The organism is Nakamurella sp. A5-74 (assembly GCF_040438885.1).
Classification (GTDB): Bacteria; Actinomycetota; Actinomycetes; order Mycobacteriales; family Nakamurellaceae; genus Nakamurella.
This window is the reverse complement of the sequence record NZ_CP159218.1, coordinates 2,352,826-2,366,876: the sequence shown is the minus strand read 5'-3', so window position 1 is coordinate 2,366,876 and position 14,051 is coordinate 2,352,826. Positions and strand designations below refer to the sequence as shown.

The window sequence follows — 14,051 nt, the reverse complement described above, 5'->3', positions numbered from 1 at the left end:
ACATTCCAGGAACAAGGAGATCCAGCGATGAGTGAGTTCGTCGACAGTGTGTCACCGGAGAACGTGATCGTGGTCGGGGTGGACGGCTCCCCGCAGTCGACCGCCGCCGTCGATTGGGCCGCCACCGAGGCAGATCGGCGCCGTGCCGACATCCGTCTGGTGTACGCATGGTCCCCCGTGGTCGGAGCATTCTCGGGCGCGGAGGCCATGCAGCCGGCCTACGTCGAGACGCTGGAGGAGTACGGCCGGACGATCCTCGATCAGGGAGCCGCCCAGGTGACCGCCGCCTTCCCGGCGCTGACCGTGACCACGGAGCTCTGCCGCTCGCAGCCGGCCGTCGAACTGCTCGAGCAGTCGGAGCGGGCGCTGATGACGGTCGTCGGGGCGCACGGCAGCAACCGGATCCTGGGAATGTTGGTCGGCTCGGTCGCTCTCCGGCTCGCCACCCACGGAACGGGACCGGTGGTCATCGTGCGGGACGAGCCACCGACCGGACCCGGTCGGGAACACCCGGTGATGGTCGGACTCGACGGATCGGACTCCTCCGAGGAGGCACTTTCGTTCGCCTTCGAGGAAGCTTCCTTCCGGCACACCCGGCTGATCGCCGTCCGGACCTCGCCCGGCGCCCCCGGCGACAGCTACCTGGTTCCGTACCTGACCGAGACCGACCTCCAGGACATCGAGGCGGAGCAGCACCGGTTGTTGGCAGAGCAGCTCGCCGGTTGGTCCGAGAAGTACCCGGATGTGCCCGTCCACCCGCTGGTGCTGCGTGGCCCGGCTGCGGCAGGACTGTTGGGGCTCGACAACGAGAACGGTGCGCTGCCCGCCACCCCGGCGCTGCTGGTCGTCGGCAGTCGGGGCCGTGGCGGATTCACCGGCCTGCTGCTGGGATCCGTCGGCCAGGCGCTCGTCGCCCACGCCGTCGGGCCGGTCTGCATCGTCCATCCCCGGGCGCGGTGATCATCCCGGCGCGGAGGGACCGACCTCGGCGAGCTCGCGTCGCAGACGCGCGGCGAGCCGCTCCAGATGGCCGTCGGTGAGAATGCGGGTACGCATCGCGATTTCGAACAGATCCGTTCCTGGGCAACCGACATCGCCGGCACACTCGCCAGGACGGTCCCGCAACGACGGTGACCTGGAAACGGCCCTCACCGATCGGCTGCGGTCAGCGGGCCGGTGATCAGGCAGTCCTCGACCGGCCGACGCCCGCTGGGCCGGACCGGACCGTCGAAGCCCAGCCGCACCAGGGCCTGCGGGAAGTCCCCCGTGCCGAGCATGCAGCGGATCCGATCACGCGCCGGGGCGAACTCGACGAGCTCCGGGAGGGTCGACATCGACAGGCCCAGTGCAGTGGCGGACAGCAACGTCCGCTCCAGCGCGAGCCCCGCGGCGACCTGTCCACCGGGTGTGTCGGTGACGGTGGTCAGGACCGCGATCAGCGGCTGCTCGTTCGCACCGTCGGGGGGGTCATCACCATCCACCGACCGCGGCACCTCGTCGGTGGTCGGTGTCCAGCGGTGACCGTCAGCGCGGAGGTCGGCCGCTGTCGGTTTAGGTGACCTGCCTGCTTCCGCCCATCGGACGCGTTCGGACACCCGCTCCGGATCCGCACGATCACGACGCCGGGCGTCGACAGTCCACGTACGCAGACTGACCAGCGAGTGGGGCTCGGTGACGAGGTGCAGGGTCGCACCCTCGCCCGCGGCCGCCTGCAGCAGCACCTGTTGGAATGCGATCGGCACCGGTACGGCAAGGAAGGGCCGAGGGTTGGACCGGCGGTGCGGGATCGCTCGCGCAAGCTCCAGCAGCCGGTGACGCGGCCGGGCCGGAGCGCCACCGCTGACCCGTGCGAGCGGTCCGTCCGGGCCGTCCGGCCAGATCCGCTCGTCCACCCGCACCCCGAGGTCGACGAGCGCCAGGCGCAGGTTGAACAGGGCGGCCCCGCACGCGATCAGTGCCTGGCGTCGTTCCGGATCCGCAGACCGCAGCAGCCGCCGGGTGTCCAGGTGCAGCTCGATGTGATCCGCCCCGAGCATGAACGCCCAGGGCTGGGAGTTGAGCAGCGACGGAGCGCGGCAGGCGGAGGAAAGCGCTCCTCGTACCTGCTCGGGATGCAGGTCCAGCACCGATAACACCACGCTGCGCCCCTGACAGTCGGAGAGATGGTCGAGGTGAGCCTGCTGCGCAAACCTGCCGGACCGCCACGGCCGAAGGTCCTCGAACGGTCGGCGGCGATCGCCGGGAGCGTCGCCGGCCACCTGGCGGGCATGGAGGATGCGGAGTCCACGCCCGCTGGCGGTTCGGCGCCGGGACTGGGACCCTCGGTACGTCGGCCACCCCGCCCGGCCACGCATCGGGAAGGTGTCACTTGGCACACGATCGTGCTCGAACGCCCCGCGGGCCGGCGAATGCAGGTGACCAGGGGGCCGGCACCGGTCTCGGCCCGTTCGTGTCGGCGGCCGACCTGCTGGCGGTCCACGGTGACGTGCTCGCGCAGACGTCCGTGGAATCGGCGCTGGCGTGTGTGGTCCGTAGCGCCTGCGAGCTGACCGGCGCGGCCGACGGTTCGGCCACCGTGTTCGGGGCGGACGGGTTGATCGAGCTCCTGGTACCGGGTGAGTTCGTCGGCGACCAGGTCGCGTCGGCGGACATCATGCTCCGGGACGAGGTCCTGGGTGTCCTCCAGATCTCCGCGACCGCAGCGGGCGACCGCGACCGATCCGGCGCGATCCTGCAGTTCCTGGCCGCGACGGCAGCGCTGGTCATCGAGAACTTCCGGCTGGCCGCAGATACCGAGCGCAGCGACACCTGGGTCCGGGCCTCCACCGAGATCACCAGAACGCTGCTCAGACGGGGCAACGACCACACGCTGCGCGACATCGCGCGACGCCTCAGGGAACTGGTCGACGCCGACGTCGTCAAGGTCGTACTGCAGGTCGAGGGACAGGAACGGATGCGCGTCGAAGTTGCGCTGGTGCCGGACGACGAAGACGGCGGTGGCGAGGAGTATCCGAGCCTCGGGACGCTCTCCCGGGCGATCATCGAGACCGGGGAACCGGTGCGGTTGGCCGACGCCGATCAGGTGGCCGGCCTGGAGGTGCACGTCGATGACACCGTCCGGGTGGGCCAGGTCCTGGGGTTGCCGTTGATCGTCGCGGGTCGGCCGCGAGGTGCGCTCCTCGTCGGACGCCTGATCGGCCGACGGGTGTTCACGCTGGCGGAGCTCGACATGGGGTCTGCTTTTGCGGGCCAGGCGGCGCTGGCCCTCGAGCTGGTGGACACCCGTGAGGCCCAGGACCGGATCGCCCAGTGGGAGGATCGCAGTCGCATCGCCCGCGATCTGCACGATGTGGTGATCCAACAGTTGTTCGCGGCCGGCCTGACGATCAGAGGTGTGATCACCCCGGCCGTCGACCCTGCACTGTTGCCGGTGCTGGAGCATGTCGTCGGCGAGCTGGACGACGCCATCGCCCAGATCCGGACGTCGATCTTCGCGTTGCAGCACCAGGGAGCCGGCACCCGCAGCGTGGTGCTCGACACCGCGGCCTCGCTCGCCGACACGCTCGGCAGAGCCCCTTCGGTGCGGTTCTTCGGACCTGTCGACACCCTGACCCCGCTGTCCCTGCGCCAGGACATCCGGGCCGTCCTCGGTGAGGCGCTGACCAACGTCGCCAGGCATGCCCTGGCACACCGGGTGGACGTCCGGGTGGGGGTGCGCGACGGCTGGTTCCGGATCGAGGTCGTGGACGACGGCGTCGGTACGGGTGGTGCCACCCGCGACAGCGGTCTGGCCAACCTGCGATCCCGGGCCGGCGCGTTGGGCGGCCGGATGGAGCTGGACTCCTCGGCCACCGCGGGGACCTCCCTGCTGTGGACCGTTCCTCTCGACACCTGACCCCCAGGACATCGAACGAGGCTTGATTGTCTGCGCCGGAGCAGCGCACCGGTGTCCCCGGCCCCGGTCACCCGGGAGGACGGTTGTCGGCTCCGTACACGGCCGCCTGGGTCCGCCGCACCATCCCGAGCTTGGACAGCAGGGACGACACGTGGTTCTTGATGGTCTTCTCGGCCAGGAACAACCGGTCGCCGATCTGACGGTTCGTCAGCCCCTCGGTGATGAGCGCCAGCACGGCCTTCTCCCGCGCGGTGAGGGTTTCGAATCTGGGATCCCGTACGTCGGAGTCGCGAAGTCGGTCCAACAGGGGCCCGGTGATCCGTGGATCCAGCAACGAACGCCCTGCGGCCAACTCGCGGATGGCCCGGACCAGACCGTCCCCGCGGATCTCCTTCAACAGGTAGCCGTCGGCCCCCGCCAGCACGGCAGCCACCAGCGCGTCGTCATCGTCGTACGAGGTCAGGATGAGACACCGGATCTCGGGATGCTCGGATCGGAGCTCCCGGCAGACGTCGATGCCCGACCCGTCCGGGAGCCGAGCGTCCAACACGGCGACGTCGACTGTCGTCCGGGACAACCGCACCCGCGCTTCTTCCGCGCCGGCCGCTTCGGCCACCACCACGATGTCGGTCTCGGCGTTGAGCAGGGCAACGATGCCACGGCGCACGATCTCGTGGTCGTCCAGCAGGAACACCCGGATGGTCTGCACGAGGGCTCCTCTCGACGGGACCCGGCCGCCGGATACCGATCCTCGGTACGGCAGCCGACCTGCTCCCGAACACTAGTCCGGCTGCGCCGTCGTCAGGAACGGATGATGAGCAGGTTCTGCACCGTCGAGGCCCCGGGGCAGGACCACGCGGCGTCCTCAGCCTGTCGCCGCTCGACCGCGGACCGCACCGTCCCGCTGAGGGTCACCTCGTTCCCGGCGACGCCGACCCTGATGGTGCCCGCATCAAGTGACGCGGTGCGGTCAAGGGCGGCGGTGATGGCCACTTCGGCCGCCGCCGGCGACGCAAGGCCGCGGTGGGTGATCGTCATGGTGCTCCACACGCCCACCACACCGGCCAACGAGGCGACCGCATGACGTGCGGCAGTACGCTCAAAATCCCAGGAAACGCTGCCGGACAGCGTGATCGCGTGATCGTGGACCATTGCCTGGACCGTGTCCGGAACGGAAACCGCACTCCGCAGTGCCTCCGATGCGGCCACCGCGATACGACTGTCGGACGGAAGATCCGAGCTGCGCACCACGACCAACTCGTCGGCGACCGCAGTGACACCCCGGACGCCGAGCGCGGCAGCGAGGGCAGCCCGCTTCTCGGGGTAGGTCCGGACCTCACCCGAGAGGGTCACTGTTCCGCTCAGCACGCCGACGCCGACAGCGGCCTCCTCGACCGCAGGCGTCCGACAGAGCTGGTCGGTGACGGCTTCCTGCAGCGCCTGGTCGAGCGTCCGTTCGGTCTGTGTCATCGCCCCAGTCTGCTGACCGTTCCGGTCAGGGACCAGAGGCGTTCGTCCTCGAACTCTCGGCCGCCCCCCGGCACGGGAGAGCTGCAACGGGACCTTGGGCCCTGTGTCGGCAGGACGCGATCGGGTGGACTGGTGTTCTGCTGTCCGTGGTGTGAGGAGATCGTGATGAACGTGCTGGGTGTTTCCCCCGTCGTGCCGGTGGTGGTGCCGGTGCTGCTCGGCCTGTCGGTGCGGGTCGTCAAGCAGTACGAGGGCGAGTCGCCGGCCGCCGGTGCTCCCGGCGAAGCTGCGGACATCACCACCACGCTCCGGCGCCGGTCGTCGACGCACGGCCGGAGCCGACCGATCCCGGAGCACACCCTCCGGAACGCCCACTGACACGAGAGGTTCCGTCATGCCAACCGCCCCGGTACTCCCCCCGAGCATCACCTCCGCTCTGCCGACCGCCAGGACGACGAAGACACCCGACCGGGGACCGCTGCCGACAGGTGGCGTGGTGGTCGGCGTCGACGACTCGGCCAGCGCCGTCCACACTGCCGTCTGGGGCGCGAGACATGCTGTGCAGCAGGGGGTTCCACTGACCATCGTGCACTGTGCCGGCATCGCCTCGAACCACCCGCTGGGTGAACTGATGGGGATAGCCGGACGGGTCACCGCGCTGCTGCCGGACGTCCACGCACGGTTCGAGGTGCGCACCGGCGACCCGGTGGAGGTCCTCACCGAGATGTCCCGGCGAGCAGCGATGATCGTCGTCGGGACGGCCGGCGGAGACGCCTTCGAGCCCGACGGCTCCGTGCCGGTCCGGCTGGTGGCCAGATCGCAGGCGCCGGTCGCGGTGGTCGCGGGCGGCGGCCGGGTGCACGGACCGGTGCTCGTCGGGGTGGATGGATCGCCCCGATCGCTGGCCGCGCTGGAGTTCGCGGCCCACGAAGCCCGCCGTTCCGAGGTCGGCCTGATCGTGCTGATGGCCTGGGTGGAGGTGGTGCTGGACGAGAGCTCCGGAGGTCTGCAGATGGTGCAGAACTGGACGGTCGAATCGTCCCGCTGGGAACGCGAGCTGACCCGGCTGCTGACCGGACTGCGGGCCCGCTTCCCCGATCTCGAGGTCACCGGGGAGCTGGTGCACCATCGCGCGGCCGGTGCCCTGGTGGATCGGGCCGCTGATTGCAGCGAAGTGGTGATCGGTCGTCGCGGATCCGGCCGGATCCATTCCCTGGCAGCGGGTTCCACGAGCCGGGCGCTGCTCGCCGCCGCTGCGGGGGTCGTCGTCGTCCTGCCCGACACGGCGCACCTGACCGGATGAGCGACGCTGCCCCGCCGATTGCCGCGCAGCCGACATCCGCGGGGCTGTCGTCCGCTGCCGCGTCCCGTCTGTTGCTGTCGGACGGACCGAACTCGCTGCCGCCACCGCGGCGCCGGCACCCTGTGCTGCAGTTGGCCCAGCAGATGGTGCATGCCTTCGCGGTGATGCTCTGGGTCGCCGCGGCGCTGTCGCTGGTGGCTGGGATGCCGACGTTGGCCATCGCCATCGTCGCGGTGATCGTGATCAACGGGGTCTTCGCCTTCGTGCAGGAGTACCGCGCTGATCGGGCAGCGGAACGCCTCGGCGGGATGATGCCCTCACAGGCGCTCGTCCGACGTGACGGTGTCGGCGTGCTGGTGGACGCCACCGAGCTCGTCGTCGGTGATGTCGTCGTGCTGGAGGCCGGTGACCGGGTGCCGGCAGACCTGGCGATCCTCGGCGAGGCGACGCTGGGCATCGATGCCTCGCTGCTGACGGGGGAGAGCCGTGCGGTCCGTCCAGGGACGGGGGAGTCGTTGTACGCCGGCACCTTCGTCGTGCTGGGACACGGGTGGGCCACCGTCACGGCGACCGGTCCACGGACCCGGCTGGCCGGCGTCGACCGGGCAACCCGGGACGCAGCACCACCGCCCAGCCCGCTGGCCGTCCAACTGCGCCGGGTGGTCCGGACGATCGGCCTGGTCGCCGTCGGCGTCGGTGTCGCCTTCTTCGGAGTCTCGGTGCTGCTCGGCAGGCCGTTGACGGACGGTCTGCTGTTGGCCATCGGTGTCTGCGTGGCCCTCGTGCCGGAGGGCCTGCTGCCCACGGTGACGCTTTCGTTGGCCAGGGCTGCCCAGCAGATGGCCCGGCAGCACGCGCTCGTCCGCCGACTCGAATCGGTCGAGACCCTCGGGGCCACCACCTTCATCTGTACCGACAAGACCGGAACCCTGACCCAGAACGCGATGGCCGTTGTCAGGGTCTGGACGCCGTCCGGGTGGGTCGACATCGACGGTTCCGGCTATGCACCGACGGCCGCAGTCCTCGGGGATCCGGTGGCCAGGGCTGCCGCCGCAACGGCCCTCGACTCGGCCTCGCGGTGTTCGCCCGACAGCCGGGCAGCGCGGCACGAGGACCGGTGGACCGCGGTCGGCGATCCCATGGAGGTGGCAGTGCACGTCGCCCGCGACCGACTGGGCGCCGACCCCGCCGCTGACCCTGAGACGTTGCGCCACAGCCCGTTCGATCCCGCACTGCGCCGGGCGAGCGCGACCGATGTCGACGGTACCCACCTGGTGGGAGCGCCCGACGTCATCCTCCCGCTGTGTGGCCGGGGAGCGACCCCGGAGGCCGCCGCAGCGGTGGAGCTTCTCACCGGACAGGGCCTGCGGGTGCTCGCTGTCGCCCGCGGCGCAGCGGATCCGGCCGACCGCGCATTCCCCACCTCGCCGGCGCTCGGCGTGGGCCCGGAGTTGCTCGCCGTTCTGGCCCTGCAGGACCCACCCCGACCCGACGTGGCCGAGGCGATCGCCCGCTGCCGGGTCGCGGGTATCAAGATCGCCATGGTCACCGGGGACCATCCGGCCACGGCCAGGGCTGTCGCCGCGGAGGTCGGGCTGCTGGGGCAGGCCGGGATCGTGTTGCGCGCCAGTGAGCTTCCCGCGGACGACACCGCGCTTGCCGCGATCCTGGAGCGGGACGGTGTGGTGGTGGCGCGGGTCGAGCCGGAGGACAAACTGCGGATCGCCCGGGTGTTGCAGGAGGCCGGCCACGTGGTGGCCATGACCGGCGACGGCGTCAACGACGGTCCGGCGCTCCGCCGGGCCGACATCGGGGTCGCCATGGGCGCCTCCGGCACCGACGTCGCTCGTCAGGCTGCCGACATCGTGCTGCTCGACGACCATTTCGGGACCATCGTCAGCGCGGTCGAGCTCGGCCGGGCCACCTTCGCCAACGTCCGGCGATTCCTCACGTACCACCTCACCGACAACGTCGCCGAGCTCGCCCCGTTCGTTGCCTGGGCGCTGTCCGGCGGACAGATCCCGCTCGGGCTGACGGTGTTGCAGATCCTCGCCCTCGACATCGGCACCGATCTGCTGCCGGCGCTGGCCCTCGGTGGTGAACCCGCCGATCGGCGCACCATGTCCGGGCCGGTGAGGTCCCGATCGCTCATCGATCGTCGGCTCGTGTTCCGGGCATTCGGTGTGCTCGGACCGGCCGAGGCAATTGCCTCACTGGGGGCGTATCTCGCCGTGCTGGCGCTCGGCGGATGGTCCTTCGGCGAGACGGCGAGCCCAGCGCTGCTCGCGCTGGCCTCCGGCAGCCTGTTCGCGGCGATCGTGCTGGCACAGTTGGCCAATGCCTTTGCGTGTCGCAGCGAGACCCGCTGGATCGGTGCCGTCGGTTTCGCCGGCAACCGTCTCCTGCAGATCTCCGTGATCGTCGAGGTGGCGTTGCTGTTCGTCTTCCTCGCAGTTCCACCGCTGCCGTCCTTGCTCGGCGCGGCCATGCCTGATCTCCTCGGTTGGGCACTCGCCCTGCTGGCGGTGCCGATGCTCTGGGGAGCCGACGCCGCGCAGAAGTACCACCGGTCGCGGCGCTCGCCCGCCGCCGGAGCCGTACCTCCTCGTTCCCCCTCCCGCGACACCAGTCACGGGACTCCCGCCCGATCCTCCGGAGCTCGCCGATGACCGCCATCATCACCCCACCCGCGCACCACGTGGTGCCGACAACCCCGCCAGGGCCGGATGCCGCAGTGCCCGAGGACTTCTCACTGCTGCACCGGTACTGGGAGGCGGCCAACTACCTGGCGGTGGGCCAGATCTACCTGTTGGACAACCCGCTGCTGACCGAGCCCCTGCTGCCCGAGCACGTCAAACCTCGCCTGCTCGGACACTGGGGGACCACGCCAGGGTTGAACCTGTTGTACGCCCACCTGAACCGGGTGATCCGGAACCGTGATCTGAACGTGCTGTTCGTGACCGGTCCGGGACACGGCGGGCCGGCATTGGTTGCCAACGCCTATCTCGAGGGCACCTACAGCGAGACCTACCCCGACATCGACCCGTCGACGGACGGCATCCGCCGGCTGTTCCGACAGTTCTCCTTCCCCGGTGGCATCCCGAGCCACGTGGCGCCCGAGACACCCGGCTCGATCCACGAGGGCGGCGAGCTCGGCTACTCGCTGTCCCACTCGTTCGGTGCAGTGCTGGACAACCCGGATCTGCTGGTGGCCTGCGTGATCGGCGACGGTGAGGCCGAGACCGGTCCGCTGGCCGGCAGCTGGCAGTCGAGCACCTTCATCGATCCCGTCACCGACGGTGCTGTGCTGCCGATCCTGCACCTCAACGGATGGAAGATCGCGAACCCGACGGTCTCGGCGCGGATGCCGGAGCACCGGCTCCTGGAACTCATGCGGGGCCACGGCTACAGCCCGCGGATCGTCTCCGGCGACGAGCCGATGGCGGTGCACCGACAGCTGTCCGCCGTCCTCGACCAGGCCGTCGACGACATCGCGGCGATCCAGCAGCACGCTCGATCCGGCGCTCCGGCCGACCCCGACCACCCGCCGGCCTGGCCGATGATCATCCTGCGCACCCCGAAGGGCTGGACCGGCCCGAAGATCGTGGACGGCAAGCCGGTGGAGGGGACGTTCCGCTCGCACCAGGTCCCGCTGGCCGAGGTCAGGACCAACGACGAGCACCGACGGCAGCTCGAGACGTGGATGCACAGCTACCGGCCCGAGCGACTGTTCGACTCCGACGGTCGGCTCCGGTCGGAGCTCCGCGCGTTGCCCCCGCAGGGACCCCGTCGGATGAGCGCCAACCCGCACAGCAACGGCGGGGTGCTGCGTCGGGACCTGGTGATGCCGGACTTCCGCGCATACGGCGTGCCCGTCGACCGGCCGGCCACCACGTTCTCCGGAGCGACGGCTGTCCTGGGCGCCCTGCTGCGGGACGTGATCAGAGCAAACCCGGAGACGTTCCGCATCATGGGCCCGGACGAGACGGCGTCGAACAGACTGCAGGCGGTGTTCGAGGCAACCGACCGGGTGTGGGCGGCCGAGATCCGCCCCGGCGACGATCATCTCGCCCCCCGGGGCCGGGTGATGGAGGTGTTGTCCGAGCATCTGTGCCAGGGCTGGTTGGAGGGCTACCTGCTCACCGGACGGCACGGCCTGTTCAACTGCTACGAGGCGTTCGTGCACATCGTCGACTCGATGCTGAACCAACATGCCAAGTGGTTGAGCACCACCCGCGCCATCTCCTGGCGGCCCCCCATCAGCTCGCTCAACTACCTGCTCACCTCACACGTCTGGCGCCAGGACCACAACGGACTCTCGCACCAGGACCCGGGATTCATCGACCACGTGCTGAACAAGAAGCCCGAGGTCGTGCGGGTGTACCTGCCGCCGGACGCGAACACCCTGCTGTCGGTGGCCGATCACTGCCTGCGCAGCCGGCACTACGTGAACGTGATCGTCGCGGGCAAGCAACCGGAGCTCAACTACCTGTCGATCGACGACGCGGCTGACCACTGCACCCGCGGGTTGGGCATCTGGCCGTGGGCCGGATCTGAGGTCGACGGCCGCCCGGACGTCGTGCTCGCCTGCGCCGGTGACGTGCCCACCCTCGAGACCCTGGCAGCAGCGGAACTGTTGCGCCGGCATCTGCCCCAGCTGTCGGTCCGGGTGATCAACGTCGTCGATCTGATGCGGCTGCAAGCCCCCTCGCAGCACCCGCACGGCATGGCGGACAACGACTTCGATGCGATCTTCACGCCGGACATGCCGGTCATCTTCGCCTTCCACGGCTATCCGACACTGATCCACCGATTGACCTACCGGCGGACCAACCACGCCAACTTCCACGTGCACGGCTACCACGAGGAGGGCACCACCACCACGCCGTTCGACATGGTCATGCTCAACGAACTGGACAGGTTCAGCCTGGTGATCGACGTGATCGATCGGGTGCGCTCGCTCGGTGCCAGGGCAGCGGTGCTGCGCCAGAGCATGATGGACGCCCGGTCGGCGGCACGTCGGTACACCCGGGTGCACGGCGAGGACGATCCGGCCATTGCCGGCTGGCGGCTGAGCTGAGCGCCGGAGGGCGGGGTGGTCAGCCGGTCGACGCCGGAGCCGGCGGATCGCTTTCCCGGTAACCGGAGCGATCCACCACGACCACCGGGCAGTGTGCGTGCCGTACGCACCCGTCGGCCACCTCGAACCCGGACCCGCTGCGTGCACGGGCGCCCACGACGAGTAGCTGAGCACGTTCCGACGCCGCCACCAGGGTCGGGACCGGGCGTCCGTGGGCGCTGGTCAGCGTGAGCGCCGGGAGTGCCGGGAACCTCCGGGACACCGCGGCGATCTCGCCACGGAGCATGCCCTCGGAATCGCTGCGCAGGTCCCGCAAGGAGATGACGGCGACCGGGGTCCCCTCGGTGGTCCGGGAGTACCAGCAGTGCACCACCTCGAGCCGGCAGCGCCGCCGGAGCGCTTCCCGCAGCGCCCAGCGCAGGGCTCGCCGTCCGGCGGCCGACCCGTCCACCCCGACCACCATGCCGACCGCACCTGGTGGCAGCTGATCGTTCCCGGTGGGCACGCTGCCGTGCCAGGGGGAAGGCTTTCTCACCGGATGTCCGAGACGGCGGCAGGCTGCGGTTCGTGCGATCCGTCGGCCGCCGGTGTCCGCCGAGAGGGATACCGGACGCTCAGGACCGACTGCGGCCAGAGGCCGCCGCCGAGTCGTCGACGCAGGGCCAGCCGAGCGTCGTCGCCGGCGATGAGCTGCGGGACGGAAGAGACGCTCACCGAGGCGGCCAGGGCGCTCAGCGCGACGCGCTGCGTCGCCTGGCCGGCGGTGATGTGGTCGAGGGGCTGGTCGGTGAGCGATCCGATGGACACGAGCAGGGGACCGGTCGAGCGGTCACCGCCGGGCACGGATCGCAGCAGGTGCTCGACGCCGGAGCGGTCGTCCTCCGTGATCTCCGACAGCCAGGCCAGCTCGACCCTGGCCGCGGCGCGCAGCTCGCCCAGCAGCGCGGCCGGCAACGGGGTGCCCGGGGAGCGATCCGTCAGCGTGCCGTGATGGATGACCTCGACCAGCCGGCGCTCGCTCGCGGCCATCGGGCCGGCCAGGATCGTGCACCCGACCGAGGCGACGAAGTCTGCCCGTCGCGGGTCGGGCAGCAGCCTGACGTCTGCGACGACGCCGGCAGCGCGGATGGCCAGCCTGAGGTTCAGCAGGGCAGCGCCGCACTGCAGACGGATCGCCCGGTCCCCCGGATCTGCTGTCCGGGCGTGTCCGCCGAGTTCGGAGTACAGCTCGATGGATCGCTCGGTGCACCGGAAGCGCCAGGGCCGGTCCCCGGCAACCGGAGACGCGGCAGTGGCTGCCTCCAGGGCGAAGCGGACATGCACCTCGTCGAGATTCCCGACCGGTCCGATCGACATCCACCTCAGCGCCTTTCCGGACTGGTGACCGCCGGACCTGTCCAGCGGTGTTCGCTGGATGCTCCTGGTCGGCTGCGTCCGATCGACAGCTCGTGATCGTCCGCTCCTGTTCGACGATGGACCCACCCGTCTCGGGGACACAGGGCCGAAGGTCACCACCCACGGAGCGCCCAGTGACCGCGACCGATCGGGGACCTTGGTCCCTGGTCGCGTCGACCGTCCCGAGGCAGGCTGGGGCCGACATTGATCGGCAGGTCCGGACGGGCCGGTCGCCGACAGCGGAGGCATGGATGAGGGTGTTCCTGGTCGACGACCACGAAGTGGTGCGTCGTGGGGTCGCCGAACTCCTGGAAGAAGCCGAGGAGCTGACCGTCGTCGGCCAGGCCGCCACCGCACGGGAGGCGTTGGCGCGCATCCCCGCAGCGATGCCCGATGTGGCCGTCCTCGATGTGCGCCTCCCGGACGGCAACGGAATCGAGCTGTGTCGGGAACTGCGCTCGTCGATGCCGGAGTTGCACTGCCTCATGCTGACCTCCTATCCCGAGCAGCAGGCGATGGCCGACGCGGTGATGGCCGGGGCGGCCGGCTATGTGGTGAAGGACATCATCGGCATCGACCTGGTGAGTGCCGTGATCCGAGTCGGACACGGCGAGTCGCTGATGGACGCGCGCGCGAAAGCTGCGCTGCTGTGGCACCTGCGGGACCAATCACCCACCGTCGACGACCCGACCGCCGGCTTGTCGGACCAGGAGAAGATCGTCCTGGAGCTGATCGGTGACGGCCTGACGAATCGACAGATCGCCGAACGCATGTTCCTGGCGGAGAAGACCGTGAAGAACTATGTCTCCCGGCTGTTGGCGAAGCTCGGCATGGAACGCCGGACCCAGGCAGCGGTGTTGTCCGCCAACCTCCGACACCAGGCCGGGAGGGCGCCGCGATGAGGTCCA

General features: G+C 70.2%; 12 protein-coding genes. 7 read left to right on the top strand and 5 right to left on the bottom strand.

From position 1 onward, the window contains the following. The first annotated feature begins 27 nt into the window (after positions 1–27). Positions 28–960, top strand: coding sequence for a universal stress protein (locus ABLG96_RS10830; RefSeq protein ID WP_353651329.1), 933 nt, complete (start codon positions 28–30; stop codon positions 958–960). 188 nt (positions 961–1,148) lie between these two features. Here the strand turns inward: ABLG96_RS10830 and ABLG96_RS10825 are convergent, their stop codons facing one another. After that, positions 1,149–2,126: a nitroreductase gene (locus ABLG96_RS10825; protein WP_353651328.1), complete on the bottom strand. Its 978-nt coding sequence runs from the start codon at positions 2,124–2,126 to the stop codon at positions 1,149–1,151. Positions 2,127–2,368: 242 nt separating this feature from the next. Between ABLG96_RS10825 and ABLG96_RS10820 the strand changes: the two genes are divergently transcribed. Continuing rightward, on the top strand, positions 2,369–3,895 hold the full coding sequence (locus ABLG96_RS10820; RefSeq protein ID WP_353651327.1) for a GAF domain-containing protein: 1,527 nt from the start codon (positions 2,369–2,371) through the stop codon (positions 3,893–3,895). A gap of 67 nt (positions 3,896–3,962) precedes the next feature. Here ABLG96_RS10820 and ABLG96_RS10815 read toward each other — a convergent pair whose 3' ends face one another. Both ABLG96_RS10815 and ABLG96_RS10810 read right to left on the bottom strand, forming a co-directional pair. Continuing rightward, positions 3,963–4,604 (bottom strand): response regulator transcription factor, encoded by a 642-nt coding sequence (locus ABLG96_RS10815; protein ID WP_353651326.1) that lies wholly within the window; start codon positions 4,602–4,604, stop codon positions 3,963–3,965. Positions 4,605–4,696: 92 nt separating this feature from the next. Beyond that, on the bottom strand, positions 4,697–5,365 hold the full coding sequence (locus ABLG96_RS10810; protein WP_353651325.1) for a BON domain-containing protein: 669 nt from the start codon (positions 5,363–5,365) through the stop codon (positions 4,697–4,699). A gap of 165 nt (positions 5,366–5,530) precedes the next feature. Here ABLG96_RS10810 and ABLG96_RS10805 point away from each other — a divergent pair, with 165 nt between their 5' ends. From ABLG96_RS10805 to ABLG96_RS10790, 4 genes are read left to right on the top strand one after another with little or no spacing between them, the layout of a single operon-like run. Continuing rightward, complete coding sequence (locus ABLG96_RS10805) at positions 5,531–5,743, top strand: hypothetical protein (RefSeq protein ID WP_353651324.1); 213 nt, start codon at positions 5,531–5,533, stop codon at positions 5,741–5,743. Between the two features lie 16 nt (positions 5,744–5,759). Continuing rightward, positions 5,760–6,668 carry a universal stress protein gene (locus tag ABLG96_RS10800; RefSeq protein ID WP_353651323.1) on the top strand — a complete coding sequence of 303 codons (909 nt, stop codon included), beginning with the start codon at positions 5,760–5,762 and terminating at the stop codon, positions 6,666–6,668. Further along, positions 6,665–9,337, top strand: coding sequence for a cation-transporting P-type ATPase (locus ABLG96_RS10795; RefSeq protein ID WP_353651322.1), 2,673 nt, complete (start codon positions 6,665–6,667; stop codon positions 9,335–9,337). Before ABLG96_RS10800 ends, ABLG96_RS10795 begins: the two co-directional genes overlap by 4 nt. Next, positions 9,334–11,748: a phosphoketolase family protein gene (locus ABLG96_RS10790; RefSeq protein ID WP_353651321.1), complete on the top strand. Its 2,415-nt coding sequence runs from the start codon at positions 9,334–9,336 to the stop codon at positions 11,746–11,748. Before ABLG96_RS10795 ends, ABLG96_RS10790 begins: the two co-directional genes overlap by 4 nt. Positions 11,749–11,767: 19 nt before the next feature. On the opposite strand, the gene ABLG96_RS10785 is transcribed toward ABLG96_RS10790, so the two are convergent. Together ABLG96_RS10785 and ABLG96_RS10780 are read right to left on the bottom strand one after the other, a co-directional pair. Then, a complete protein-coding gene (locus ABLG96_RS10785) occupies positions 11,768–12,283 on the bottom strand; it encodes a universal stress protein (protein WP_353651320.1) in 516 nt (171 codons plus the stop codon). Next, complete coding sequence (locus ABLG96_RS10780; RefSeq protein ID WP_353651319.1) at positions 12,280–13,104, bottom strand: hypothetical protein; 825 nt, start codon at positions 13,102–13,104, stop codon at positions 12,280–12,282. The genes ABLG96_RS10785 and ABLG96_RS10780 overlap by 4 nt, the downstream gene beginning before the upstream one ends. Before the next feature lie 290 nt (positions 13,105–13,394). Between ABLG96_RS10780 and ABLG96_RS10775 the strand changes: the two genes are divergently transcribed. Then, complete coding sequence (locus ABLG96_RS10775) at positions 13,395–14,045, top strand: response regulator transcription factor (RefSeq protein WP_353651318.1); 651 nt, start codon at positions 13,395–13,397, stop codon at positions 14,043–14,045. Positions 14,046–14,051 lie beyond the last annotated feature (6 nt).

Bases quoted from the DNA above. Each gene is read 5' to 3' on its own strand.
- ABLG96_RS10795 (WP_353651322.1), top strand. From the start codon at position 6,665: ATGAGCGACGCTGCCCCGCCGATTGCCGCGCAGCCGACATCCGCGGGG.
- ABLG96_RS10830 (WP_353651329.1), top strand. From the start codon at position 28: ATGAGTGAGTTCGTCGACAGTGTGTCACCGGAGAACGTGATCGTGGTC.
- ABLG96_RS10790 (WP_353651321.1), top strand. From the start codon at position 9,334: ATGACCGCCATCATCACCCCACCCGCGCACCACGTGGTGCCGACAACC.
- ABLG96_RS10810 (WP_353651325.1), bottom strand. From the start codon at position 5,365: ATGACACAGACCGAACGGACGCTCGACCAGGCGCTGCAGGAAGCCGTC.
- ABLG96_RS10780 (WP_353651319.1), bottom strand. From the start codon at position 13,104: ATGTCGATCGGACCGGTCGGGAATCTCGACGAGGTGCATGTCCGCTTC.
- ABLG96_RS10805 (WP_353651324.1), top strand. From the start codon at position 5,531: ATGAACGTGCTGGGTGTTTCCCCCGTCGTGCCGGTGGTGGTGCCGGTG.
- ABLG96_RS10800 (WP_353651323.1), top strand. From the start codon at position 5,760: ATGCCAACCGCCCCGGTACTCCCCCCGAGCATCACCTCCGCTCTGCCG.
- ABLG96_RS10775 (WP_353651318.1), top strand. From the start codon at position 13,395: ATGAGGGTGTTCCTGGTCGACGACCACGAAGTGGTGCGTCGTGGGGTC.